Origin of the sequence: Bacillus sp. FSL L8-0528 (assembly GCF_038593085.1) — a bacterium.
In the GTDB taxonomy this organism is placed as follows: Bacteria; Bacillota; Bacilli; order Bacillales; family Bacillaceae; genus Bacillus; species Bacillus paralicheniformis.
The window spans coordinates 3,595,984-3,619,610 of the sequence record NZ_CP151961.1 but is presented as its reverse complement, the minus strand read 5'-3'; the positions used below and the strand labels follow the sequence as shown (position 1 = coordinate 3,619,610).

The following is a 23,627-nucleotide window of genomic DNA, read 5'->3' as shown; positions in this document are numbered from 1 at the left end:
CTGCTTGGCAGCATAAGATTCATGAAGGAGTGAACATTGTGTCAGAAGAAAAAATGTATGACGTCATTATTATCGGAGCAGGTCCTGCGGGAATGACGGCGGCCGTTTATACGTCAAGGGCGAACCTGTCGACTTTGATGGTTGAAAGAGGCGTTCCGGGCGGACAGATGGCCAATACGGAGGATGTCGAAAACTATCCGGGATTTGAAAGCATTCTGGGACCCGAGCTTTCAAATAAAATGTTTGAACATGCGAAAAAGTTCGGCGCTGAGTATGCGTATGGCGATATTAAAGAAGTCGTCGATGAAGGAGACTACAAGATCGTCAAAGCGGGGTCAAAAGAATTTAAAGCGCGCGCGGTCATCATCACAGCAGGCGCCGAATATAAGAAGCTCGGCGTACCTGGAGAAAAAGAGCTTGGCGGCCGCGGTGTATCTTATTGTGCGGTTTGTGACGGCGCATTCTTTAAAAACAAAGAGCTCGTCGTTGTCGGAGGAGGGGACTCCGCTGTTGAAGAAGGCGTGTACTTAACCCGTTTCGCTTCGAAAGTCACAATCGTCCACCGCCGCGATAAGCTGAGAGCGCAAAGCATCCTTCAGGCGCGCGCGTTTGACAACGAAAAAGTCGACTTTCTCTGGAACAAGACGGTCAAGGAAATTCATGAAAAAGACGGAAAGGTCGGCAAAGTAACGCTGGTCGATACGGTCACGGGCGAAGAAGAAGAGTTCCGGACTGACGGCGTCTTTATCTACATCGGCATGCTGCCGCTTTCAGAGCCGTTCAAAAACCTCGGCATTACAAATGAAGAGGGCTACATCGTGACAAATGAACAGATGGAAACAAAAGTCGAAGGTATTTTTGCAGCGGGCGATATCCGCGAGAAAACCCTTCGCCAAATCGTAACGGCAACAGGCGACGGAAGCATTGCCGCACAGAGCGTTCAGCACTATATCGAAGAGCTGAAAGAGAAAGAAAAGGCTGTAAAATAACGTATTTTTATCGTCATCATGATTTAACCGCCCTGTAACACCAGTGAAACAATTATTCGTTATGATGGGTATAGTAATTGACCCCCTTTTATAATGAATTTTATTGGCACGGATGATCTTATCCGTGTCCTTTTTTTGTTTTATTTTTCCTTAAAGAGAAATTTTTACAAATTTCACAAGTTGTTCAAATTTCAATATTGAAACGTCCATTTTTGCTGTAAAATAGAATAAAAGAACGGTTTTCGCAAGCGCTTCCATTCGCTGAAAAAGCCGTTTCTTTAAGTTTTACCCGGAAAAAGCCTTAAAGCAGTCCGGAAAAAAGCGATTTTCGCGGCGGAACTGCATGTTCATTGTGAGCGGGGACAGGAAACGGTATAATAGAAAAAAGAATTGAAGGAATAAAAGGATGGGTGACAACTTTGCAAAGAGTGACGAATTGTGTGCTGACATCAGGTGATAAAGTCCTGTTGCTGCAAAAGCCCAGACGAGGCTGGTGGGTAGCCCCCGGCGGCAAAATGGAAAGCGGGGAAACCGTCAGGGACGCCGTCATCAGGGAATACCGCGAAGAGACGGGCCTGTATGTGCTGAACCCGCAGCTGAAAGGGATATTCACCTTTATCATAAAAGAAAATGATCAGGTCGTATCTGAATGGATGATGTTCACATTCGTCGCCGATCATTATACAGGTAAACATGTAGAAGAATCGGAAGAGGGCATCATCAGGTGGCATCAGGCGGGAGACGTCGGGAGCCTGCCGATGGCGCCGGGCGACGTCCATATTCTGGATTTTATGCTGAAAGGCAAAGGACTGCTTCACGGCACCTTTACGTATACGCCTGACTTTGAATTGCTGTCCTATCGCCTCGACCCGCAAGGCGAATAAACATAAGAGGGGGAGAGAAGCATGAATGCGAATGGAGGCCATGATATACAGCTTGTGATCATAACCGGAATGTCAGGGGCAGGAAAAACAGTGGCGATTCAAAGCTTTGAGGATCTCGGTTTTTTCTGTGTCGATAATCTGCCGCCATCTTTGCTGCCGAAATTTTTGGAGCTGATGAAGGAATCAAGTTCAAAAATGAGCAAAGTTGCCCTTGTTATGGATTTGCGCGGCCGCGAGTTTTTTGACAGCCTGATTGAAGCGCTTGACGAGATTGGGGAAACATCCTGGATTACCCCGCGAATTTTATTTTTAGATGCCAAGGATTTGGTTCTCGTTTCAAGATATAAAGAGACAAGAAGGTCCCATCCCCTTGCGACAACTGGCCTGCCGCTTGAGGGCATCCGAACGGAACGGGAGCTTCTCGAAGAGCTGAAAGGCCGCTCTCAAATCATTTATGATACATCCGATATGAAACCGAGGGACCTGCGCGAAAAAATCGTCCAGCATTTTGCGGCAGATCACGGACATACCTTTACGGTGAATGTGATGTCATTCGGGTTTAAATACGGATTACCGATCGATGCGGATCTAGTGTTCGACGTAAGGTTTCTTCCGAATCCGTACTATATCGACAGCATGAGGCCGCTGACGGGAAAAGATCAGGAAGTATCTTCGTATGTGATGAAGTGGAACGAAACGCAAAAGTTTCTTGAAAAACTGACCGAGCTGCTGAGCTTTATGCTTCCGTCATATAAGCGCGAAGGAAAAAGCCAGCTAGTCATCGCGATTGGCTGCACAGGCGGACAGCATCGCTCTGTGACACTTGCTGAATACCTTGCCGATTACTATAAAAAGGACTACTATACTCATGTTACTCACCGGGACATCGAGAAGAAAAGCAGAAAATAGCATGGCAGATCAGAAAAAAATCGCAATCTTTGGCGGAGGAACAGGCCTTTCGGTATTGCTCAGAGGATTGAAGCAACAGCCCGTTGACATTACGGCGATTGTGACGGTCGCAGATGACGGCGGAAGCTCGGGGAGGCTGCGCGATGAGCTTAAAATTCCCCCGCCGGGGGACATCAGAAATGTGCTCGCTGCACTGTCTGATGTTGAACCGCTTGTTGAAGACCTGTTCCAGCACCGCTTCTCTAAAGGCGGCGATTTAATCGGCCATTCATTGGGAAATTTGATTTTGGCGGCGATGACGAATATAACCGGTGATTTCTTTCACGCCGTCACTGAAATGAGCAAAGTCTTAAATGTGAGGGGAAGGGTTCTGCCCGCGGCCAATACCAGCGTTGTCCTTCATGCGGAAATGGATGACGGACAGATCATATCAGGGGAATCGACGATTCCGTCTTACGGGAAGCGGATTAAACGAGTGTTTTTAACCCCTGAAAAAATCGAACCCGTTCCGGAAACGATTGACGTAATCCGCGGCGCCGACCTGATTATTCTCGGCCCCGGAAGTCTGTATACGAGCATCTTGCCGAATCTTCTCGTTCCGAAGATAAGGGAAGAAATATTAAACGCCCCGGCAAAAAAAGTTTATATTTGCAATGTGATGACTCAGCCGGGAGAAACGCTGTACTACAGTGCAGCCGATCATGTAAAAGCGCTTAACCAGCATATGGGCGGTCCGTTTATCGATACGATCCTCGTCAACAATGAGGAAATCCCGGACGATATCCGGGAACGCTATGCGAAGGAGCAGGCACAGCCCGTCCAGTTTAACATTGATGATCTGTCTGCGATGGGGCTTGAGGTCATCAAAGATCAGATTGTGACATACGAGAATGGCGTGATCCGTCATGATACACATAAAGTCGCTTCGCTACTTGTTGATTTGTTAAAAGAATAGCAGGCCTTGGAATGGGGGTGTCTATAATATGTCATTTGCATCGGAAACGAAAAAAGAACTTACAAACCTTGAAGTAAAGGATTGCTGCGCGAAAGCAGAGCTCTCTGCCCTCATTCGGATGAACGGTTCATTGTCTTTCTCAAACCGAAAAGTGGTTCTCGACGTCCAGACCGAGAACGCGGCCATCGCCAGAAGAATTTACACATTGCTGAAGAAACAATACGATGTTTCCGTTGAACTGCTCGTTCGAAAGAAAATGAGACTGAAAAAAAACAATGTCTACATCGTACGCCTGATCGAAAATGCCAAGCTGATTCTCGAGGACCTGAAAATACTCGGAGACAACTTTGTCATTGCCAGAAACATCTCGGAAGACTTAGTCAAAAAACGATGCTGCAAACGTTCTTATATGAGAGGGGCTTTTTTAGCCGGGGGTTCTGTCAATAATCCCGAGACATCTTCTTACCACCTCGAAATTTTTTCGCTGTACAAAGAGCATAATGATTCATTGTGCAGGCTCATGAATCAGTTTCATTTAAACAGCAAAACGCTTGAGCGGAAAAAAGGATACATCACGTATCTGAAGGAAGCTGAAAAAATTACCGAGTTTTTGAATGTGATCGGCGCGCATAATTCGCTGCTCCGCTTTGAAGACGTCCGGATCGTGCGCGATATGAGAAACTCGGTCAACCGGCTCGTCAATTGCGAGACAGCCAATCTAAACAAAACGATCGGCGCTTCTCTGCGGCAGGTGGAAAACATTAAGCTGATCGACGAAAGAATCGGGCTTGATGCGCTACCGGAAAAGCTGAGGGAAATCGCCCAGCTCCGCATTGATTATCAGGAAGTAACCTTAAAGGAACTCGGGGAAATGGTGTCGAGCGGAAAAATCAGCAAATCGGGCATCAATCACCGGCTTAGGAAACTGGATGAAATAGCTGAGCAGCTGCGTTCAGGACAATCTGTCTCTTTAAAATAGGGAATGGGGGAGATCGCATGGTTCAACAAAAAGTGGAAATTCTTTTGAAAACGGGACTTCAAGCGCGCCCGGCGGCATTGTTTGTTCAAGAAGCCAACCGTTTTCAATCAGATATTTTTCTGGAAAAGGGAGATAAAAAAGTGAATGCCAAAAGCATCATGGGGCTGATGAGCCTGGCTGTCAGCACCGGATCGGAAGTCACGCTGATCGCTGACGGATCCGATGAACAAGATGCTCTTGCTGCATTGACTGCATATGTTCAAGAGAAACAAGCTAAACCTTTATGAGGTTTGGCTTTTTCTCATCGATTCAAAGCGGAAGGAGAATAACCGATGACGACGATGCTTGATTCGCTGTTTAAAAGGATCGGATACAAGCCCGGTCAGCAGGTGACATTTGCAGACTTGCCTGAGTTTTTGTCGCTGCTGGCTTTACAGTTTCCTTTTGAAAATGGCGCGGTTTTAAGAAACGAACGGATTTCGATGACGAAAACAGGACTGACGGAAGCCTTGCTGAACAATAAAAGAGGCGGGTTATGCTATGATTTGAACGCCTTTCTTTACCATGTGCTGACAGAGCTTGGCTTTTCCGTACACATGGTCCGCGGGACGGTTTTTAATACAAAAGAACAGGCGTGGGAGCTGACGGGAACGCATGTCGCCGTTATTTTGCGGGAAGGTGATGAAACCTATTTGCTTGATACCGGATTTGGCATCAACCTGCCGCTTGCACCCGTTCCGTTCTCAGGTGAACCGATCACCTCAAAAACAGGAGCTTACCGTATCAGGAAAACAAAGACAGATAAAGGAGATTACCTTCTTGAAATGGATAAGGGAGAGGGATGGCAGATCGGCTACGCGTTTTCGCTGACGCCAATCGATGAAGCAGCGCTTACGTGCGTGCGGGATGCGGTTTTCGATGAGGAAGCGTCTCCCTTTAATAAAAACCCGCTCGCTTCCAAGCTGACAAAGGACGGAAAGTTAATTTTGTCGAAGGATCACTTCACAAAGCAAACCGGGAGCGGTTTGACGAAAGAAGATGTGAACGCCGGAGATTTCCAGACCATTTTCATTCAAGCATTTTTTGACTGAAGAACCGCTGTGCGCATCAATTAAAATAAGCGGGCGCCTGTCTGCAGCGCGCCCGCTCGTTTTTTGTTTTATCCTTCTGTTTTCAGCTGAAAGCCGTCCAGTGTTTCTTCGGCTTCGCGAAAAAGCTGCAAATATGCTTCGGCTTGATCGCCCAAGTAAATCCGGCTTTTTTCGACATTCTTCCACTCGATCAGCAAAGGCATGCCGACCAAGCCGGTCAGACAATCCCATAGCGCGTCAAGATTTTCGCCATAGTAGTCCGGAAGCTCCAGCTGTTCTTTTAATGCTTGGTGAAGATCTGATACACTCGTGATCTTGTCTCCGTTTAAAGTGACTTGTTTCATATGATCATCTCATTCTCGTAAACGTTTTATAGTGGTCAGTTGTTTTATAAACCAGTCTGTCGCTGGAATAGACGATCCGGTCTGACCCCCGGAATCCCGATGTATAGTTGATGTCGGCTTCTCTCCATACGCGTCCGGACGCATCTGGAAGCAGCTTTTCTCTGTTTTGAAAGATATCGCCGCCGATGCTTTTTCCAGGTGCTACTTCTGCCAGATTGCCTTTTTGCGGGTCCCACCCTAATTTTGCCGCTTCGGCTTTTGTGATGAAGTTGTCAGGCAGCCTGCCGTATTTCACGATATAGTCGGCAACACCTTCAAACGTATTAATCATCTCATTTGACTGAACGGTGCTGTTTTCTGCATGCGGCCCTTCAGCTGAGCTTGTAAAAAGGTTCCCCGCCAGAAAGCCCAGCGCGAGAACAATCCCAAGCGCAAGTGTAGATAATATTTTTTTCACGGATAAAGTCCTCCCTGTCTTTAGACTTTATAGCATAAACATGAAGAATGTGCCTTCATGGGATTGAACAGCCGCATTTCCTCATTTCTATATTCCGTCTGTAATCATATTGAATTGTACCTCAAAACATGCTCAGAAATCATTATAGTATTGTAAATTTTCCATGAAAGCCGGGGACAGGTACGGATCGCCGCGGTTTCCTATTTGAATCCCGGAATGTTAGTCAAGATCTGAAGAAAAAAACCGACTGTTTTTCTCAGTTCTTTTCAATGGAAATATGAAATAGGCGGTAAAGTTCCTTTGCGCCCGCGGGCGTGACAGCAACGGCCCGTGTACGTGGGCGCCGCTCGATCCAATTCATGCGGATGAAAGCGTCGAGCAGTGCGGAACCCAAGGCGCCGGCAATGTGATGCCGCCTTTCACTCCAATCCAGGCATTTATGGCAAAAAGAGCGCCGTTTCTTTTTGATTTCCCCAACATCGATGCCGAGCTCCTTCAAAAATACTTCCCCTGCCTCAGTCACTGTAAAAGCCGTCTCTTCTTCTTTCAACACGCCCATCTCCACGAGCCGCTCCGCAAGTGTGACGCCGAGCGATCCAGCCAGGTGATCATAGCATGTCCGTGCTTTTCTGACCGCCCGATCTTCGGCTGACTGCCGGAAAGAGCGAATTTCAGCAGGGGGCGCTATGTTGAGCAGAGTTTCCAGCGATTGTGCAACCTTGCCATCTTTGAGCCGGTAATAGCGGTGCCGTCCTTGCTTCCGGCATGTCAGCATTTCCGCGTCAAGCAGTTTGGAAAGGTGAAAGCTTGCTGTCTGCTGTTTGATTCCCGCATACCCGGCCAGCTCTGTAGCCGTATAAAACCGGTCATCAAGCAATGCGGTTAAAATCGCGGCCCGCGACGGATCGGTGACAAGCTTGGCGACCTCGGCGATATTCGGATTCACGTTCATGACACTTCCTCCTAAAATGCAATCGATACTTCGATGTTAATTGAAATATTGGAGAATTACAATAAAAGCATAAAAGGAGGAGACCCATATGCATCAAAACAGCAAAATTATAGAGCCAAGCATTTTATACTACGGAACACCCGTCATTTTGCTCAGCACGCTGAACGAAGACGGTTCTACGAATCTCAGCCCGCTTTCCTCTTCTTGGGCGCTTGGGGATTCGATCGTACTCGGCGTCGGCACCGGCGGCAAAGCATTGGAAAATTTAGAGAGGCAAGCCGGATGCGTCATCAATGTGCCGGATTCATCTTTATGGAGCAATGTAGAACGGCTCGCTGCCTATACCGGCAAACGATGTGTTCCGGAAGAAAAAAAGCGGCTCGGCTTTACATACCTTAAAGAAAAATTTGCAGCAGGCGGATTTACGGCAGCGGATTCCCTGGCGGTGAAACCTGACAGAGTCGCCGATTGTCCGCTTCAAATTGAAGCGGAAGCCGTCAATATCCGCATTTCAGAACATTCACCGTATTTTGCCGTCATTGAAACAAAAGTGCTTCATGTGCACGCACATGAAGCGATTATAAAAGGGGAACACCACATCGATCCTCAAAAATGGGGGCCTTTAATTTATCTTTTCAGACACTATTTTGGTTTAGGATGCGAGCTCGGCAAAACATTCCGCGCTTGAATGTAAAGAATGCGCGTCATCTCAGTTCTTTGACTATATCTTTTGGCTGTCTGTTATGAAGACCGTCAATCAGGTTTTGGACGGCGCTTTTCAGCATGTTGACGTGTGTGACAAGGGTGGATGATCCAATGTGGGGAACGAGGGTCACATTGGAAAGGGTTAGGAGCGGATTGTCTTTTTCAATCGGCTCCTTTTCAAATACATCAAGTCCGGCTCCTTTAATCCATCCTTCTTTCAGCGCTTGAATCAACGCTTGTTCGTCAACGGTTTTGCCGCGGGAGATGTTGATGAAAATGGACGACGGTTTCATTTTTTTGAATTCAGCTTCGCCGATAAGGCGGTATGTCTCATCTGTGAGCGGTGTGACCAGAACAATGAAGTCCGAGCGTTCCAACAGTTCGTGAAAGCCCGTATAAACCGCGCCGGTTTTTTTCTCTGTGTCGGGTTTGCGGCTGCGGCTGTAATAGAGCACTTCCATATCAAAACCAAAGGCCGCACGTTTGGCGATTTGTTCGCCGATTCGTCCCATTCCGATGATGCCGAGCGTCCGGTGATGGACATCGCATCCGAACAAGCTTTCATCATCCTCTGATTTGGTCCATTTTCCATCGCGGACGTAGCGGTCGAGCTCGGCGATTCGCCGCGCTGAGGAAAGGATCAGACCGAAAGCGAGGTCTGCGACTGTGTCGTCAAGAATGTATGGCGTGTGAGTGCCGATGACCGATTTTTCTTTCATTGCTTCAATGTCAAAGTTGTCATAGCCGACGGAATTGTTGCTGACGATTTTTAGCTTCGGCGCATTGCATAATAATTCACGATCGATTTTTGTCCCTGAGGTCAAAAGCCCGTCTGCTTCCTTGATTTTTTCGAGCAGGGTCGATCTGGGAATACGCTCGCGCGAAGTCCAAATTTCATATGTACAGTGTTCGGCGAGCATCTCTTCGATTTCTTTTGGGACCGGTTTTGTGACATATACAAACGGTTTCATCTGCATTCTCCTTCCGCGTGTCATCTGCTTCTATTATAGAGGAAAAACGGCTTCTATAAAAATCAAAGACTGTTCCGGATAAACGCAGGACTATCAGCTCAATTATTGTTGTTTAGAAAATCATAGATACTTATTTCAGTTTTTTAATTTATTTTAATGCATTTTTATAACTATAAATCCAAATATTAGATATTCCATTTTGCTTCCAGTTCTATTTTTATAGGTGAAGAACAGTGTAGATTTTATTATTTTAGAAAGATATAAAATTAGACTTTTTAAAATATTCAGTACATTTTTAGCGAATTTTTTGATTCGAATCCAAATCGGAAATCCATGTGCTATAATTCGGCTGTAACAATATCAAGGTCATATGACTATGAAAAGGAGTGAGAGAGAAATGGCGATTTTAACTTCCATTTTGAAGCAAAATCAGTCTTTTGTAGAGGAAAAGGGGTACGAGTTTTATGAAACGACAAAATTTCCGGAGAAGAAACTTGTGATTTTGACATGTATGGACACGCGTTTATTGGAACTGCTCCATCATGCAATGGGGTTAAGAAATGGAGACGCAAAAATCATTAAGAATGCGGGGGCCGTTGTTTCTCACCCTTTTGGAAGCGTCATGCGCAGCATTCTTGTGGCTGTCTATGAGCTGCAGGCTGAAGAAGTCTGCGTGATCGGCCACCATGAGTGCGGTATGGCAAGCCTGAACGCTTCATCTATCCTTCAAAAGGCCAAACAGCGGGGTGTCGATGATGGCTGTCTCGAACTCCTGCAGCATTCAGGCATCGATTTGGACACATGGATGACGGGCTTTGACAGCGTTGAAGACAGCGTCAGCCACAGCGTGAACATGGTCCGGAATCATCCGCTGATGCCTTCAGACGTCCCGGTGCACGGATTGGTGATTGATCCAAAGACCGGCCGTTTGGATATTGTGGAAGATGGTTATTCACGTGAAGACGTTTCGCTGTCGGAAATGGGGAGGATAGATTAAATGTTACATTTTTCAGGCAGATTTGAAGGATACAGCATTAAGCGGTTTCAAAAAGATATTGTAGCAGGAATGGTCGTTGGAGTCGTTGCAATTCCGCTTGGCATGGCTTTTGCTATAGCCTCGGGGGTGAAACCGGAACACGGTCTTTACACAGTGATTGTCGCCGGTATTTTGATTTCGCTTCTCGGCGGGTCGAAATACCAGATTGGCGGGCCGACAGGCGCCTTTGTTCCGATCCTGTTCGCTATTGTGCTCCAATACGGATTTGAGAATCTGCTGATTGCCGGTTTTATGGCCGGAGTGATTCTCGTCATATTAGGGCTGCTAAAACTCGGCAAGATTATCAAGTTTATTCCGCGGCCGGTGATCATCGGATTTACGGCCGGCATCGCGGTGATTATTTTCACCGGAGAAATCGCCAAGTTTTTAGGTTTGAGGAATGTTGAGAAGCATGAGAGTTTTTATATGAATATGAGAGAGGTTGTCATCAACCTGAATACGCTCAGCTTTTACAGCATTTTGACGGCTGTCGTATCGCTCTTCTTTGTGCTGTTTACGCCAAAGATTCTGCCGAAAGTGCCGGGGGCGCTTGCAGGCTTGCTTGTATCGACGGTCATGGCCACGATGCTGTTTCCTGAACAGGTGGTGACGATCGGCTCAGCTTACGGCGAAATTCCGCGCAGCTTGCCGAGCTTTCAATTTCCTGAATTGTCATTGGAAAAAATCATTTACCTGCTGCCTCCCGCTCTTGCGATTGCGATGCTCGGCGGAATCGAATCGCTGCTTTCCGCGATGGTGGCAGACAATATGAAGGGAACAAGGCATGACAGCAATAAAGAGCTTGTCGGCCAGGGGGTTGCGAACATTGCCGCACCGCTATTCGGCGGAATTCCGGCGACAGGTGCGATTGCCCGTACGGCGACCAATATTAAAACGGGTGCTGCTTCTCCGATTTCAGGTATCGTGCACGGCGTGTTTGTTTTATTGGTCCTGCTTTTGTTTGCGCCATACGCTTCCCTTATCCCGCTTGCAAGCATGTCGCCGATTTTAATGGTGGTCGCTTGGAATATGAGTGAGCGGAAAGAGTTTGTAAATATTTTGAAAATTAAGAATTCCGACTCTGCCGTGCTTGTTGTCACATTTCTTTTAACGGTTTGGCAGGACCTTGTCTTTGGGGTGGCGGCCGGTATCCTGCTGGCGATCATCACCTTTATCGCCAGAATGAGCAAATCGTTCCGTATTAAAAAGGATGTGTCTGAATCGATTGTCCAGTCGGCTGCTGCAGCGGAGGAAAAGAAATTCCACCGTTCTGTCAGCATTTATTCTGTTGAAGGCCCGCTGTTTTTCGGCTCATCGAATTCATTGGAGGATTCAATTTTGGACAAAGGCCACCCGCCCAAACTCCTCATCCTGCTTATGAACAAAGTAGACTACATGGATTCTTCCGCAGAAGGCAGCTTGATGACGATCGTCAACCGTGTCCACCAGCAAAACGGCAAAGTGATGATTGTCGGGCTGCAGCAGCAGCCGCGTGAGCTTCTTCATAAAACAGGGCTGTTTCATAAAATCGGCAAAAAGCATTTTGTCGACAGGCCTGAACAAATATTTGACGTGACATAACTGAAGAAAACCGCCTGTTCCGGCCGGACCGAAGCAGGCGGTTGCTTTTATTCAGCGGCTTTTACATATGTGCCTTTTTTCATTGCGGCTATTGCCGTTTCTTTCATCAAAAGGACGTCTTTTAAAAGTGTGGAGGCAGGGACTTTTCTTCCGTTAACGGCCACTTTTGGATCGATCCATCTTACCTTTAATGTTTGATGAAAAGTAAAATCGCCTTCGTCTCCTTGTTTAACGCGCTGGCTCGCAGTGCTGAGCTTTTCAAGCGTTTCCCGGAAGCACGCTTTTTGCTTTAGCATCGCAAGCAGTTCCGTGTCGGTTTTGAAAAAATCGCGTCCCGTGATGATACGCATGTCAAGCGCCTTTTTCAGCATTTGGCTGAGCGTACAGAGCGCATATACACTGAGGGGATTCATAAAGAAGTCAATCACCTCTTGATAGTAAAGGCGGGCGAACCATTCGGCGTGCTCTGCCGAAGTGCAGCAGATTTCGCCTTCGACAACGGTCAGTCCAGTTTCTAAAAATCGTCCAATCTCTTCTTGGTCGCCAAACCCGTAGGCTAAAGAGTCGCGAAGCGTGTAATCGATGCGATCCGCGCATAATGAAGGAGCCGGCTGCTCCAGCAGCGTCCATTTTTTTTCATCGTATAAGATGTCTTCATCTTTGAATCCGTATGTATCCAGAATCCAGGGGATATCAGATTGCTTGACCCATTGCCGAAACATCTGTTCATGGTAATCTTCGTTTTCCATGTTAAATACATCATCAGCCACATGGGAAAATGCCGTATGGGAAACATCGTGAAGCAAACCTGCAATTTGTTCTTCCAGGCTTCCGCCAAGCCTGCGGATCAAAAGCATAACCCCGATGCTGTGTTCGCAGCGGCTGATGTTCCATGCGGGATTGACGAGAAAGCATGCTCCGCCCTGATGAATCCCATTCAGACGCTGAACGGCTTTTGAATGAATGAGGTCTGTCAGCACAGGCTCCAAATCTGCCTCTCCGTAAAGGCGGTCATTGATCTTCATGATGCTCTCTTGCAAATCTTTTCGTCAGTTTGCGTCGGTGGGCATCCATCATGTCTTCCAATGAAACATCGTATATGCCGGCAAGCATAATCAAATTCCCCATCACATCGCCCATTTCTTCGATCAGTTCTTTTTTCAGTTCAGCAGCCGGCCGTTTTGCTTCGTCAGGACGGTCTCTTCCGATTTCGTATGCTCTGACTGCTCTCGCCAGTTCGCCAGCCTCTTCCATTAAAAATCCCATCCTGATGAAAGGTCCGTATTCGCTCCATCCTCTTTTCCTGTAAAATGCCTTTGTCCATTGCTCCGCGTCTGTGATTGTCATAAGTTATACACTCCCATTTAGAAATTCAATTATATTATCGCACACGGAACAAACAATATATAGTACAATGTTAATTGCTTTTATCAATATATGGAGTTGGAGTGAGCGAAAGTGAAAACGGTATGCGTATATTCAGGATCAAATATGGGGACGGACCCGGCGTACAAGAAGAAAGCTGCAGAGCTCGGCGTTTATATTGCCGAGAAGGGGCTTCGCCTAGTTTACGGAGGATCGAGAATGGGATTGATGGGCGTGATTGCGGATACCGTATTGGAAAACGGCGGGGAAGTTGTCGGCGTTATGCCGAAAGGACTTTTTACAGGGGAAATCGTTCATCAGCAGCTGACAGAGCTGATCGAAGTGAGCGGCATGCATGAGCGCAAAGCGAAAATGAGTGAATTAGCTGACGGCTTTATCGCGATGCCCGGAGGCTTCGGTACGTTTGAAGAGCTGTTTGAAGTGCTTTGCTGGGCGCAGATCGGCATTCATCAAAAGCCGATCGGACTTTACAATGTGAACGGCTATTTTGACCCCCTTCTTAAAATGCTCGAATACAGCGTTCAAGAAGGCTTTTCGAACGAATCGCACCTTCAGCTGATTCATGCTTCGGCGAGTCCCGCGGAATTGATCGGGAATATGAATGATTATCGCTACCCTGTCCTCGAGAAAAAGTGGAAGGATTTATAGAAACTCTTACATATTGAGCGGAGGGTAGGGCAACATAAAAAAGCTGCCGAATCATCGGCAGCTTTTTTGCTGTTTACTTCTGTGCGTCGATATTGCGTGTGAGCACTTTATCAATCAGGCCGTATTCTTTTGCTTCTTCAGCCGTTTTGAAGTTGTCGCGGTCTGTATCGCGCTCGATAACCTCAAGCGGCTGTCCAGTGCGCTCTGCAAGAATTTTGTTCAGTTTGTCACGCAATGAAAGAATGCGCTTCGCGGCAATTTCAATTTCTGTCGCCTGACCCTGCGCTCCGCCAAGCGGCTGGTGGATCATGACTTCACTGTTTGGAAGAGCGTAGCGCTTCCCTTTCTCGCCGGCTGCGAGAAGGAACGCGCCCATAGATGCCGCCATTCCCGTACAAATCGTAGAGACTTGCGGTTTAATGAACTGCATGGTGTCATAAATCGCCATACCGGCTGTGATGGAGCCGCCAGGGCTGTTAATATAGATGCTGATATCTTTTTCTGGATCTTCGGCTTCAAGGAATAGAAGCTGAGATACGATGGAGTTCGCAACATTGTCATCGATTGCTGATCCCAGCATAATGATACGGTCTTTCAACAAGCGTGAGTAAATGTCATACGCTCTTTCCCCGCGGTTCGTCTGTTCAATGACTGTAGGTATTAAATTCATAATGCTCCTCCTTCACCTTAAAAGGTAAGTATGTAGTTTAATCATACATTTTTGGTCAATAAAGGTCAAACAAAAAGCTGCCTTCATTAAAAAGACATATCGGGGTTTATTTTTCCCATTTTAAAGGACATTCAAACAAAATATCAACTTTATAGAGCAAAGTATAGAAAATTGGGGTCTAAGTTCATTGATCTTCCATTTATTTTATAGGAAAAAAGGAAGCCGGTTATATATGTGAACGCGGACAAGAGCGTTCAGGGTTCCAAAATAAGAAGAAACCAAAGCTGATCGTATTTCTTTTATGGTGGTTTCTCGGAGGTGTTGCCGCTCACAGATTTTATCTGGACGAGAGAAAAGACTGCGCTGTAGCCATGCTGCTTCTCTGCCTTGTCAAAACAACGGACGAAGTAAGAAATCGAGTATAATCTGAACCTGCATTGTTTCGAGCAAGAGATTGTGATTGACTTTTTAAAGAACAGCCCTTATAATATAAATTGCTGACGTTAAAAAATCATATTGTGCGCTCGTAGCTCAGCTGGATAGAGCGGTGGTTTCCGGTACCACGTCTGCCGGGGGTTCGAATCCCTCCGAGCGCGTTTTCAAGACAAGGATTTGGCATTAGCCGCCCTTGTTTTTTTTGAACTTTTAGTCGTATTTGACTCCCCGGAAGCATATATCAATTGGGGTCACTCGTGATGACTAGACGAAGGGGCGGGGTTAAATGGACAAAAAACACAATTATTTTATACCATCAGGACTGTTGATTGGATTAGGCATCGGGATATTATTCGACCATCCGGCGCCGGGGCTTTTGATCGGCCTCGGGGCGGGGATTTTGTTGTCTGCTGTTGTGCCGAAACGAAACGGAAAGTGAGCTGGAAGGCTCGCTTTTTTACGCTTTTACAAAAAAAGGGCGGCCGTTTGGCCGCCCGTTGTTGTTTAATCATGGATTGAACGCATATGTTTGATCTTTAGATTTTCAAAGACGGCCGTTCCATTTTCGGTAAAGAGCGTGATACCTGTATCATTCAGGTCGGGAAATGCAAGGTTTGAGTGCGTCGTTTCGCCGTCATCAATAAACGCTTCGACAGTGTTTTGATCTACGATGATTGTGAAATGCACCCGCTTTTTTTCCGGATCAAACGGTGCTTTGCTTTCCAAATAGGTGCGGGTGCTGTCAGGCTGTCCCGTAAATCCTCTGTTCACAAAAGAATAACCGCCTTCAGCCGAAATACCTACATCGATATGGCGTTTTCGATCCGCAGATTCTCTGAGCCTGAATCCCGCGTTTTTAAGATCGGCCCACGAGATATCCGCCTCAAGCTGATAGGTATTTGCCTTAATCTGAAGCGTTTTTGATCCGTTTACTTCGATGCGCTCAAACTCATCTGTCGATTCGGTTAATTCATCCAATTGATCGATTGGATGAGAGGCAAGGCTGTATTGATTTCCGCCTTTATGTTTAAGCTGAATTTGCCGGACGATCGAATCGGTTCCGTTAAAGCCGTCTTTCCATGTCGGCGTCCGGTTTGCATAATCCCAGTTATTCATCCACGCCAAAGCATAGCGTTTCTCGTACGGATCGTTTGTTTCGCCGTCCTCAAATGTCACGCCCGCATACCAGTCAAAGCCGTAATCAAGCCACTGGGGTTCCGCCTCGTCCGCCGTAAATTCGTTGCCGTTGAAGCTGCCTGTCCAGTATGCATAAGTATTCGGCTTGCCGGCACCTTTTCCATTTGCGCTTGCTCCGAGAACCCATTTATATGTTCCGTCATCAGCCCGCATCTTGAACAGATCCGGACATTCGATGATGCCGATATTTTCTGTTTGAAAACTACTTGTATAACGCCATTCCTTCAGATTTTGTGATTCGTAAAAGCCGATTTTCGTTCCTTCAGCCAGCGCCATCACCCATTTATCATCCTCTTCATCCCAGATCACTTTCGGATCTCTGAAATCGACGGTGTCCGGGTTAGGCAAGACCGGCTCTTCACCGTAAGGTTTAAATGTTTTTCCACCATTTTTGCTGTACCATAAAAATTGTTCTTCCTTCCCGTCATTGGCCGAAGGCTGCGTCATAATCGCCACGATCGCCCCTTTGCCGAAGCCGGCTGTGTTTTGTGAGTCGACAACGACAGAACCGGACCAAGGATCGCCGTTTTTATTCGTATATTTCGGAATGGCAACCCCTTGATCCTGCCAGTGGACGAGATCGTCTGACACCGCGTGGCGCCACTCTGTCCCGTTGCCGTCCGGATAGTCCCGGTTATAGAGGTAGTAGTAATGATATTCTCCATTGAAATAGACGGGCTTTTGAGGGTCGTTTTTCCATTTGTCAGGGGTTGTCAAATGGAAAGCCGCTCGATATTCCGGTGTTTCCGGGGATTCTCCCTTTTTTTCTGTTTCCCGGGCTGAAGCCAATATCATGATGAAGATTCCAAGACAAACAGTTAAAATGCTAATCCGCTTATATACTGTCTTCTTCAAGAAAATTCCCCGCTTTATTCTAAGATGACACACGAAAGAAAATGCCGATGTTCACCGGCATTTTCTTTCGTTTTATTAGTTTACCGTTAATTGTCCCTGTTCAAGAATGCTGTTTTTGACAACGGATGTTTTTGATCCTTTGACTTTCAGCAAAAAGCTTGGTGCAAATGTGGCATGATGCTCGTTTGAAATTCCTCTGTTTGTGATGTAGCTCGTGATGACGACTTCGTCGCCTTTTTTCTGCGGTACGGCAAAGTGTGAATAAGTAAATGTGATGTCATTGTAATCCAGGTCCATGTGCAAAACAAGTCCGGATTTGTTTAAAGGCTTGAATGGCCCGGTTAGTGAATCTGATACATAGCCGAGCATATAAATGTCTTTTGCACCAATGCCGTCAATTGTCATTTTTGATCCTCTTGAATCTGTGAACAGATACCATTTTCCGTTCATTTTGAAGAGATTGGCCCGTTCGATTTCATCAGTCACCGCATTGGAGGCGATCAAAGGCTTCATGACTTTTTTCAGCGTATAATCGTTATTTAATTCGATGATGCCGAGTGCGCCGTTAGCCAATGAAGCGTTCTTTTTGTTCGCTCCTTGAAGCAGCTTGCTGCTTTCTTCTCTAAAGAATTTCTTGCTGCCTCCGTAGTAAGCTCTGTTGAATAGAGAGTCTTCTCCCTGATAGCCGGTTTTTGTTCCCGTATTGGCTTCAAATACGAGATATTTGCGGCCGTGATCTTCCACATAATGCGGGTCTCTCAGTGTATGGTTGTCGCCGGAGCTGTAGTTTCCTTCGTCAATGAATTGCTGAACGTTTTGGTACACTGAGCCGTCAGCGCCGTCAAAGACTGATTTATGATCTTCTACACCGTCAATTTTCAGTGTGTCCGAATCCGGCTGAGTGAAATTGACCTGCGCCGTTGTCAGCGTCTGTTTGCCGTATTGCGTGCCGGAGAAAGCTGTGTAAAACAGTCGGACTTTTCCGTCTTTTGTCAGCGTGGCGGACCCTGACCATTCTTGTGTTTGATACTTAAGGTACGGATCGTCAGGAGTGAATTTGTCGCTGTCTTTAAACACTCTGCCGGCGTTTTTCCAGCTGTCGATGGAAGTTTCGCCTTTCTTTTGATAGAACAAGTAGATGGATGTGTCATCGACGTCTTTCGGGTCGCCCGCCAACGCGAAGACAAGATTGTAGCCGTGGTATGTAGCGACTGTTCCGTCGGCATTTTGCAGCGGCCAGCTGTCCCATACATCTAAATCGATCAGTTCTCCATTTTTGTTATAACCTTTTGCCGAAGGAATGTTTTTGATGGTTTTCGGATCGAATTGAGGAACTTTAAATTGTTCGCTCTTTTGCTGTTCGGGAATTTTCAGCATATCATGTCTTGTGATATGAGAAAATCCGTAGCTCTTCTTGTAATCTTGCGTTTCTTTTGCAAAGGTTTGCGGCGCACCTCCCGCAAGCAGAGCTGCTGCGACGGTTAAGGCTGACGCTTTTTTAGCGATGTTTTTGATGTTCATCAATATTTCCTCCCTTTTTAAATATGTAACAGATTGCTCCTGACAACATGAACGTTTCCAATCATCCCTCCTAACTGCGACATTGTCCTGAAGAACAGAAAAAAGACCTAAAATGTGCAAGGTCATATAGGCAAAAGATAGACTTCGCCCTTCACACATTTTAGGTCTTGCCTGCTTAACAGTAACAATCCCGACAATATTGAATTACCATCATTCTAATATACTCATCTCTGGGACTCAACTGGTCTAAGTTCCTCTTTTCTCATACATTTTTTTGCAAACGACATCAATTTTAAGCTAAAAGACACCTTTTTTAATGAATCTATAGTCTGTATAAGGAGTATCGTCAATCGTTGAAATCAATATACATCGGTATACTTTCCCAAAAGGCATCCGGAATTGCAAGCTTCTGCTGATCATGTCTTGACAGGGTTGTTTGAATATCGTCCTCTTTTCCGGCTTGAACTTTTTGAAGCCATTCCGGATCCATCAGAAGACCCCGGCCGATTCCGACGAGATCGGCTCCTGTTTTCAGCGCTTGAACGGCATCTTCCGGTGTGCGTACTTTCCCGGCTCCGATCAGAGGGAGACGGTCCCCGACCGCTTCTTTGATCAGTTCCATCCGCGTGCGGGATTTGTCTGCACCACGGCGCGGCAAGGACCGGAAATCAATGAGAGAAACGTGCAGGTAATCCAATGTTTGTTCCCGCAGTACATTGACGAAAGCCAACGTTTCAGCCATTGTGATTCCGGGCGTTTCCGGCTCTTCGGGCGAAAATTTGTAGCCGATGATAAAAGATGGTTTATGGCAGCTTTCCGCTACGCGTCTGATTTCTTCTATAATCTGAAGCGGAAATCTCATCCGTTTCTCTAAAGTGCCGCCCCAGCTGTCATTGCGCCGGTTGTAATAAGGGGAGAAGAACTGATGGATGAGAAACCCGTTTGCGCCGTGAATTTCAACTCCGTCAAACCCAGCTTCTATCGCTCTTCGCGCCGCCTGGCCGAAAGAATGGATAAGGTCTTGAATTTCTTGATCAGACAGCGCCCTTGGCACCGGTGCATTCGGTTGATTCGGAGCGACAGCGCTGGCGCTGACTGTTCGTTCTATACCTTTGGCTCCGGAATGGAAGAGCTGCAGGATCGCTTTTGCTCCATGTTTCTTTAAAGTGGCTGCAAGCCGGGTTAGTCCCGGGATTTGATCATCGTTCTCAGCTCCGGGGATGCCGGGAAATCCGGTTCCGGGCTGTACGGTTGTCGCAGATGTGATGACCATCCCGACATCTGTCGCCCGCGCGGCATAATAGACGAGTTCGTCGTCAGAAATGAATCCTCCCGGCATAGAGGATGAATGCCCCATTGGCGGCATGATGATCCTATTTTTCAATTGGATGCCGTTTTTAAAAGTAAAGGGTGTGAATAAAGAATCGTATTGTTTTTTCATGTTTTTCCTCCTTTTGATATAACCATAGCAACCACCGTGAGGCTCCACAAGAACGCAATTTTTTTATATATGCTTTATAAAAATAAACCGTAAGATCGTTCTCTTGAATGCTCCGGTGTCCATATGGTAGGATCAAGTCAAAATTGGCGAATGAGGCAATGGAGGAATTGCTATGAATTCAGCTGTCGATCATAAAGAATGCTCTTCTTTAATACAGGGTGTATTGAAAATTTTCTCTGGTAAATGGTCATTTTTGGTTCTCGCCGAACTCATTCAGGGCAAGCGGCGATTCAATGAGCTCAGAAGGAACTTGGGAAACGTCAACACGAAAGGATTAACTGACACATTAAGACATCTTGAAGAAAGCGGTATGATTTCCCGGAAGGTGTTCCCAACGGTTCCTGTTACTGTCGAATATGAATTAACAGAAAAAGGTAAAGAGTTCCACAGCATTTTTAAAGAGATGGCCGCGTGGGGGGAAAAGTGGATGGATGAACGTGAATGATAGCCGAAGAAATAATAAAACCCGACTTTTCAGAGTCGGGTTTTTTCGATTTAAAATGACTTCAAAACATGATCTCTATATGTTTTCGCGCTTTCGGCGAGCTCGCTTTCGCCGGTTGAACCCGCCCCGTAAAACACGTACGGCGGAAGGTATGTAGTACCGATGAAGTTGCTTGTCGCCTGAAAAGGGCGTAACAGTTCGCTGATCGTATAGTGATTTGACCCGCCAGCCTGATAGGCTTCTTCGGGAGCGCCCGCCGATACAGCGACCATGAATTCTTTGCCGTGAAGCGCTGTGCCGTTTGTTCCGTATGCCCAGCCGTAGAGAAAAACGTGGTCCAGCCATTTTTTTAAGAGCGGCGGCGAGCTGTACCAATAAAGCGGAAACTGGAAGACGATCCGATCGTGTTCTTCACAAAGTTTTTGTTCTTTTTCCACATCAATGGCCTCGTCAGGATATTTCTGATAAAGATCGCGGAATGTAATGCCGGGTGCGTCTTTCAATGTGTCTGCAAATGCTCTGTTCACAACTGACTGCTCCATATTCGGATGAAATGCGAGCACCAATACTTTCATGATTCCATCTCCTTCTTCCATTTTATTCATCTTAACGAACAGCCAGCTTGGATTCAACAAAAACGCTCCGTCTCCATTCAAGGAATCGGGCCGTGACAAAGGTCTTGATATAAGCCACAAGACACAGAATTTGCATGCCTTGGAGGAAGATGCGAAAGGTCAAAATCCGAGTTTCTTCATTTATATATAAACATAAGCAAAAAGTCTCTTAAAGACTGCCATGAAAAAATAAGGCAAACAGGTGAAAACGGAGCTATAGACATGGATCATCATGATCGGGCGATATCTATTAATGCGATTATTCCGAATTTTAGGCAAGTTGAAATGGAAATGTGGATCTATATCCGGATGAATGGTTCAAGTCAAAAGCTCCCGTTATCTTCTAAAAATTAAATATGAATGCAGGATGAATTAATGGTTTTTTGTTCTCATCAAAAACGCTTCTACTTCTTTGACGGTTAATCCCATTTCTTTGGCCTCCAGCATAAGGGCTCTCCATTCGTCGATATTGGCTTGGGTCAGCTCCCTGTTTCGATAAAGCGTCCGTTCTTTCTTTTTCTGCTTGAGGCGGTGTGTGAATTGAAACAGTTCTTCCTGGTTCATCCCCGCCTGCACGGCCTGTACAAGGTGGGTTCTCCACTCGTCTTCATGCTCGGTCCGCCGATAAAGGATCACTTCGGTATCAAACAATTCCTTTAATTCCACTTTCAGCGCACGGGAGATTTTTTTCAGGAATTCGACTGACGGATTTCTGTGAACGCCGCGTTCAATTTTGCTTAAATATGATTTTGATACGCCTGCTATATCAGCAAGCTGGTTAATGGAGTAGCCTTTTCTTTTTCTGTACATTCGGATGACTCTTCCGATCATACTGATTCCTCCCCTTCCCCTTGCCATTCATATAAAAACGCTTTCCTGTTCATTATAAGAAATAATTTGTTCTTTATAAAATTCAAAAATTTAAGATATCGACAGAAAACAAAAGAAAACGAACGGATTTGTTCTCTAAAAAGAACTATATAGCTAAATTCAGCATTTTTCAATTCAAATTTTTTCTTTTATAATCCAATCATTAACAAACGGCATTCCTGAGGAGGCAGTCAAGCATGAAAGAAAATATTGATTTTAGAGAACTGATTGCAATCTTGCGAAAAAGAACGGTTCTTATTCTCGTTTTGACAATTGGTGTAACATTGACGACCGGAATCATTCAGTTCTATGTGCTGACACCTGTCTATCAGGCATCGACGCAGATTTTGGTACATCAAGTAGGAGAGAAAAAAGGGAGCGCCACGTACAGCGATATTCAAATCAACCTTCAATACACGCGGACATTCCAAGCGCTTCTGAAGAACCCGGTGATTTTGGAGCAAGTCAAGAGAGAGCTTGATTTACCTTACTCTGCCGGCCGGTTGGGTGAAAAAATCGCAACGAGCAGTGAAAGCGAATCAGAGATTATTAATATTTCGGTTCAAGATGAAAATCAGAAACGGGCAGCCGATATAGCGAACACGCTAACAGCGGTTCTCAAAAAAGAGATTAAGCAAATTATGAACACCGATCGGATAACCGTCCTTTCAAAAGCCGACATCGTCGATTCGCCGACTCCTGTCAGACCGAATTACAAAATGAATATTTTGCTGGCATTCGGCGCCGCAATAATGACCGGAATCGCTTTGGCGTTCTTTTTGGATTTTATCGATGATACGGTTGCAAGGCCGTCTCAAGTCGAAAAGGAAGCGGGATTTATTTATTTGGGAAGTATTGAGCAAATGAAGCATACAAAAAGTCTGTTTCGCGGAGACTCCGATATGAATATCCGCGTGAAAGCAGGAAGGAGTGAGCCGCTTGGCTATTAGAAAAAAACGCTCTCGCAAATATCAATCGGCGCTTGTCGCATTGCATCAGCCGAATGCGCCGATCGTCGAACAATATCGGACGATCAGGACGAACATTGAGTTCTCATCCTTTGAGAAGCCGTTTAAATCATTGCTCATCACATCGGGCCTGCCGGGAGAGGGCAAATCATTCTCGGCTTCAAACTTGGCGGTCGTATTTTCGCAACAGGAAAAAAAGGTCCTCCTGATCGACGCGGATTTAAGAAAGCCGACGATTCACAAAATTTTTGAGCTCGATAACCATTCTGGCGTCACAAATATATTGATGAAAAAAACGACGCTGGAAAATGTCGTGCAGCAAAGTCAGGCGGAAAATCTCCATGTGCTGACAAGCGGTCCGATTCCTCCGAATCCGTCCGAGCTGTTGTCGTCGCAGGCGATGGAGGATCTGCTTGCTGAAGCGTACAACCAGTACGATTTAGTCATCCTTGATTCGCCGCCGCTTTTGCCGGTCGCAGACGCGCAAATATTGGCGAACCAAGTGGATGGAAGCATCCTTGTCATCCTCAGCGGAAAAACAAAGCTTGATAACGCGATCAAGTCGCGGGACGCGCTGAATTCTTCAAAAAGCGAACTGCTCGGCGCCGTGTTGAACGGGCGGAAAGTGAAGAAGGCGCGTCAGTATAATTACGCAACCATGTAA

General features: G+C 46.2%; 28 protein-coding genes and 1 tRNA gene. 17 read left to right on the top strand and 12 right to left on the bottom strand.

Translation table 11 applies throughout. The annotated features are described in order from the left end of the window. The first annotated feature begins 38 nt into the window (after nucleotides 1–38). The 7 genes from trxB (at nucleotide 39) to MHI30_RS18530 (ending at nucleotide 5,807) form a co-directional block, all read left to right on the top strand. Nucleotides 39–989, top strand: a complete 951-nt coding sequence (gene trxB / locus MHI30_RS18560; protein ID WP_020453061.1) for a thioredoxin-disulfide reductase — start codon at nucleotides 39–41, stop codon at nucleotides 987–989. A gap of 410 nt (nucleotides 990–1,399) precedes the next feature. Beyond that, nucleotides 1,400–1,873 (top strand): 8-oxo-dGTP diphosphatase, encoded by a 474-nt coding sequence (locus tag MHI30_RS18555; protein ID WP_142238573.1) that lies wholly within the window; start codon nucleotides 1,400–1,402, stop codon nucleotides 1,871–1,873. A 21-nt stretch (nucleotides 1,874–1,894) separates the two neighbouring features. Next, entirely contained in the window at nucleotides 1,895–2,782 is an 888-nt protein-coding gene (gene rapZ, locus MHI30_RS18550; RefSeq protein ID WP_020453060.1) for an RNase adapter RapZ, read from the top strand. A gap of 1 nt (nucleotide 2,783) precedes the next feature. Next, complete coding sequence (locus tag MHI30_RS18545; protein WP_075751477.1) at nucleotides 2,784–3,737, top strand: YvcK family protein; 954 nt, start codon at nucleotides 2,784–2,786, stop codon at nucleotides 3,735–3,737. A 28-nt stretch (nucleotides 3,738–3,765) separates the two neighbouring features. After that, nucleotides 3,766–4,716: a DNA-binding protein WhiA gene (whiA, locus tag MHI30_RS18540; RefSeq protein ID WP_020453058.1), complete on the top strand. Its 951-nt coding sequence runs from the start codon at nucleotides 3,766–3,768 to the stop codon at nucleotides 4,714–4,716. A 17-nt stretch (nucleotides 4,717–4,733) separates the two neighbouring features. Beyond that, a complete protein-coding gene (locus MHI30_RS18535; RefSeq protein WP_059230974.1) occupies nucleotides 4,734–5,003 on the top strand; it encodes an HPr family phosphocarrier protein in 270 nt (89 codons plus the stop codon). Between the two features lie 45 nt (nucleotides 5,004–5,048). Further along, nucleotides 5,049–5,807 carry an arylamine N-acetyltransferase gene (locus tag MHI30_RS18530; protein WP_075751476.1) on the top strand — a complete coding sequence of 253 codons (759 nt, stop codon included), beginning with the start codon at nucleotides 5,049–5,051 and terminating at the stop codon, nucleotides 5,805–5,807. Between the two features lie 68 nt (nucleotides 5,808–5,875). Here the strand turns inward: MHI30_RS18530 and MHI30_RS18525 are convergent, their stop codons facing one another. The 3 genes from MHI30_RS18525 to MHI30_RS18515 form a co-directional block, all read right to left on the bottom strand. After that, complete coding sequence (locus tag MHI30_RS18525) at nucleotides 5,876–6,151, bottom strand: barstar family protein (protein ID WP_075751475.1); 276 nt, start codon at nucleotides 6,149–6,151, stop codon at nucleotides 5,876–5,878. A gap of 4 nt (nucleotides 6,152–6,155) precedes the next feature. Then, nucleotides 6,156–6,608 (bottom strand): ribonuclease, encoded by a 453-nt coding sequence (locus tag MHI30_RS18520; protein ID WP_075751474.1) that lies wholly within the window; start codon nucleotides 6,606–6,608, stop codon nucleotides 6,156–6,158. A 256-nt stretch (nucleotides 6,609–6,864) separates the two neighbouring features. Continuing rightward, nucleotides 6,865–7,560, bottom strand: a complete 696-nt coding sequence (locus MHI30_RS18515) for a winged helix-turn-helix domain-containing protein (RefSeq protein ID WP_075751473.1) — start codon at nucleotides 7,558–7,560, stop codon at nucleotides 6,865–6,867. Nucleotides 7,561–7,648: 88 nt separating this feature from the next. On the opposite strand from MHI30_RS18515, the gene MHI30_RS18510 reads away from it, so the two are divergent. Beyond that, nucleotides 7,649–8,248, top strand: coding sequence for a flavin reductase family protein (locus MHI30_RS18510; RefSeq protein ID WP_075751472.1), 600 nt, complete (start codon nucleotides 7,649–7,651; stop codon nucleotides 8,246–8,248). Nucleotides 8,249–8,264: 16 nt separating this feature from the next. Here MHI30_RS18510 and MHI30_RS18505 read toward each other — a convergent pair whose 3' ends face one another. Continuing rightward, nucleotides 8,265–9,236 (bottom strand): D-glycerate dehydrogenase, encoded by a 972-nt coding sequence (locus tag MHI30_RS18505; protein WP_075751471.1) that lies wholly within the window; start codon nucleotides 9,234–9,236, stop codon nucleotides 8,265–8,267. Nucleotides 9,237–9,633: 397 nt separating this feature from the next. Between MHI30_RS18505 and MHI30_RS18500 the strand changes: the two genes are divergently transcribed. Both MHI30_RS18500 and MHI30_RS18495 read left to right on the top strand, forming a co-directional pair. Continuing rightward, nucleotides 9,634–10,233, top strand: a complete 600-nt coding sequence (locus MHI30_RS18500) for a carbonic anhydrase (protein WP_075751470.1) — start codon at nucleotides 9,634–9,636, stop codon at nucleotides 10,231–10,233. Continuing rightward, nucleotides 10,234–11,853 carry a solute carrier family 23 protein gene (locus MHI30_RS18495; protein WP_075751469.1) on the top strand — a complete coding sequence of 540 codons (1,620 nt, stop codon included), beginning with the start codon at nucleotides 10,234–10,236 and terminating at the stop codon, nucleotides 11,851–11,853. A gap of 47 nt (nucleotides 11,854–11,900) precedes the next feature. Here MHI30_RS18495 and MHI30_RS18490 read toward each other — a convergent pair whose 3' ends face one another. Together MHI30_RS18490 and MHI30_RS18485 are read right to left on the bottom strand one after the other, a co-directional pair. After that, nucleotides 11,901–12,878, bottom strand: coding sequence for an HD domain-containing protein (locus MHI30_RS18490; protein WP_075751468.1), 978 nt, complete (start codon nucleotides 12,876–12,878; stop codon nucleotides 11,901–11,903). Then, on the bottom strand, nucleotides 12,865–13,200 hold the full coding sequence (locus MHI30_RS18485) for a MazG-like family protein (RefSeq protein ID WP_075751467.1): 336 nt from the start codon (nucleotides 13,198–13,200) through the stop codon (nucleotides 12,865–12,867). The genes MHI30_RS18490 and MHI30_RS18485 overlap by 14 nt, the downstream gene beginning before the upstream one ends. Nucleotides 13,201–13,311: 111 nt before the next feature. Between MHI30_RS18485 and MHI30_RS18480 the strand changes: the two genes are divergently transcribed. Then, nucleotides 13,312–13,887 carry a TIGR00730 family Rossman fold protein gene (locus MHI30_RS18480; RefSeq protein ID WP_075751466.1) on the top strand — a complete coding sequence of 192 codons (576 nt, stop codon included), beginning with the start codon at nucleotides 13,312–13,314 and terminating at the stop codon, nucleotides 13,885–13,887. Nucleotides 13,888–13,960: 73 nt separating this feature from the next. Here the strand turns inward: MHI30_RS18480 and clpP are convergent, their stop codons facing one another. Next, entirely contained in the window at nucleotides 13,961–14,557 is a 597-nt protein-coding gene (clpP, locus tag MHI30_RS18475; RefSeq protein ID WP_003185550.1) for an ATP-dependent Clp endopeptidase proteolytic subunit ClpP, read from the bottom strand. A 197-nt stretch (nucleotides 14,558–14,754) separates the two neighbouring features. Here clpP and MHI30_RS18470 point away from each other — a divergent pair, with 197 nt between their 5' ends. The 3 genes from MHI30_RS18470 to MHI30_RS18460 all read left to right on the top strand — a co-directional run bounded on the left by MHI30_RS18470 (nucleotide 14,755) and on the right by MHI30_RS18460 (nucleotide 15,431). Further along, a complete protein-coding gene (locus MHI30_RS18470) occupies nucleotides 14,755–14,982 on the top strand; it encodes a TM2 domain-containing protein (protein ID WP_305954528.1) in 228 nt (75 codons plus the stop codon). 95 nt (nucleotides 14,983–15,077) lie between these two features. Next, nucleotides 15,078–15,153, top strand: a tRNA-Arg gene (locus tag MHI30_RS18465). Nucleotides 15,154–15,278: 125 nt separating this feature from the next. Next, on the top strand, nucleotides 15,279–15,431 hold the full coding sequence (locus MHI30_RS18460; protein WP_023856347.1) for a hypothetical protein: 153 nt from the start codon (nucleotides 15,279–15,281) through the stop codon (nucleotides 15,429–15,431). Between the two features lie 65 nt (nucleotides 15,432–15,496). On the opposite strand, the gene MHI30_RS18455 is transcribed toward MHI30_RS18460, so the two are convergent. From MHI30_RS18455 to MHI30_RS18445, 3 genes are all read right to left on the bottom strand, one after another. Further along, the gene (locus MHI30_RS18455) at nucleotides 15,497–17,044 is read right to left on the bottom strand and encodes a glycoside hydrolase family 32 protein (RefSeq protein ID WP_075751465.1); all 1,548 of its coding nucleotides are present in this window, start codon (nucleotides 17,042–17,044) and stop codon (nucleotides 15,497–15,499) included. Between the two features lie 75 nt (nucleotides 17,045–17,119). Further along, on the bottom strand, nucleotides 17,120–18,565 hold the full coding sequence (locus tag MHI30_RS18450; protein WP_075751464.1) for a glycoside hydrolase family 68 protein: 1,446 nt from the start codon (nucleotides 18,563–18,565) through the stop codon (nucleotides 17,120–17,122). A 346-nt stretch (nucleotides 18,566–18,911) separates the two neighbouring features. Further along, nucleotides 18,912–20,006, bottom strand: a complete 1,095-nt coding sequence (locus tag MHI30_RS18445; RefSeq protein ID WP_075751463.1) for an NADH-dependent flavin oxidoreductase — start codon at nucleotides 20,004–20,006, stop codon at nucleotides 18,912–18,914. 172 nt (nucleotides 20,007–20,178) lie between these two features. On the opposite strand from MHI30_RS18445, the gene MHI30_RS18440 reads away from it, so the two are divergent. Continuing rightward, nucleotides 20,179–20,511 (top strand): helix-turn-helix domain-containing protein, encoded by a 333-nt coding sequence (locus MHI30_RS18440; RefSeq protein ID WP_075751462.1) that lies wholly within the window; start codon nucleotides 20,179–20,181, stop codon nucleotides 20,509–20,511. 50 nt (nucleotides 20,512–20,561) lie between these two features. Here MHI30_RS18440 and MHI30_RS18435 read toward each other — a convergent pair whose 3' ends face one another. Both MHI30_RS18435 and MHI30_RS18430 read right to left on the bottom strand, forming a co-directional pair. Beyond that, on the bottom strand, nucleotides 20,562–21,086 hold the full coding sequence (locus MHI30_RS18435) for an NAD(P)H-dependent oxidoreductase (RefSeq protein WP_075751824.1): 525 nt from the start codon (nucleotides 21,084–21,086) through the stop codon (nucleotides 20,562–20,564). 411 nt (nucleotides 21,087–21,497) lie between these two features. Then, nucleotides 21,498–21,956, bottom strand: a complete 459-nt coding sequence (locus tag MHI30_RS18430) for a helix-turn-helix domain-containing protein (RefSeq protein WP_023856335.1) — start codon at nucleotides 21,954–21,956, stop codon at nucleotides 21,498–21,500. A 236-nt stretch (nucleotides 21,957–22,192) separates the two neighbouring features. Between MHI30_RS18430 and MHI30_RS18425 the strand changes: the two genes are divergently transcribed. Next, entirely contained in the window at nucleotides 22,193–22,945 is a 753-nt protein-coding gene (locus tag MHI30_RS18425) for a Wzz/FepE/Etk N-terminal domain-containing protein (protein WP_075751461.1), read from the top strand. After that, a complete protein-coding gene (locus MHI30_RS18420) occupies nucleotides 22,935–23,627 on the top strand; it encodes a CpsD/CapB family tyrosine-protein kinase (protein ID WP_154495500.1) in 693 nt (230 codons plus the stop codon). The genes MHI30_RS18425 and MHI30_RS18420 overlap by 11 nt, the downstream gene beginning before the upstream one ends.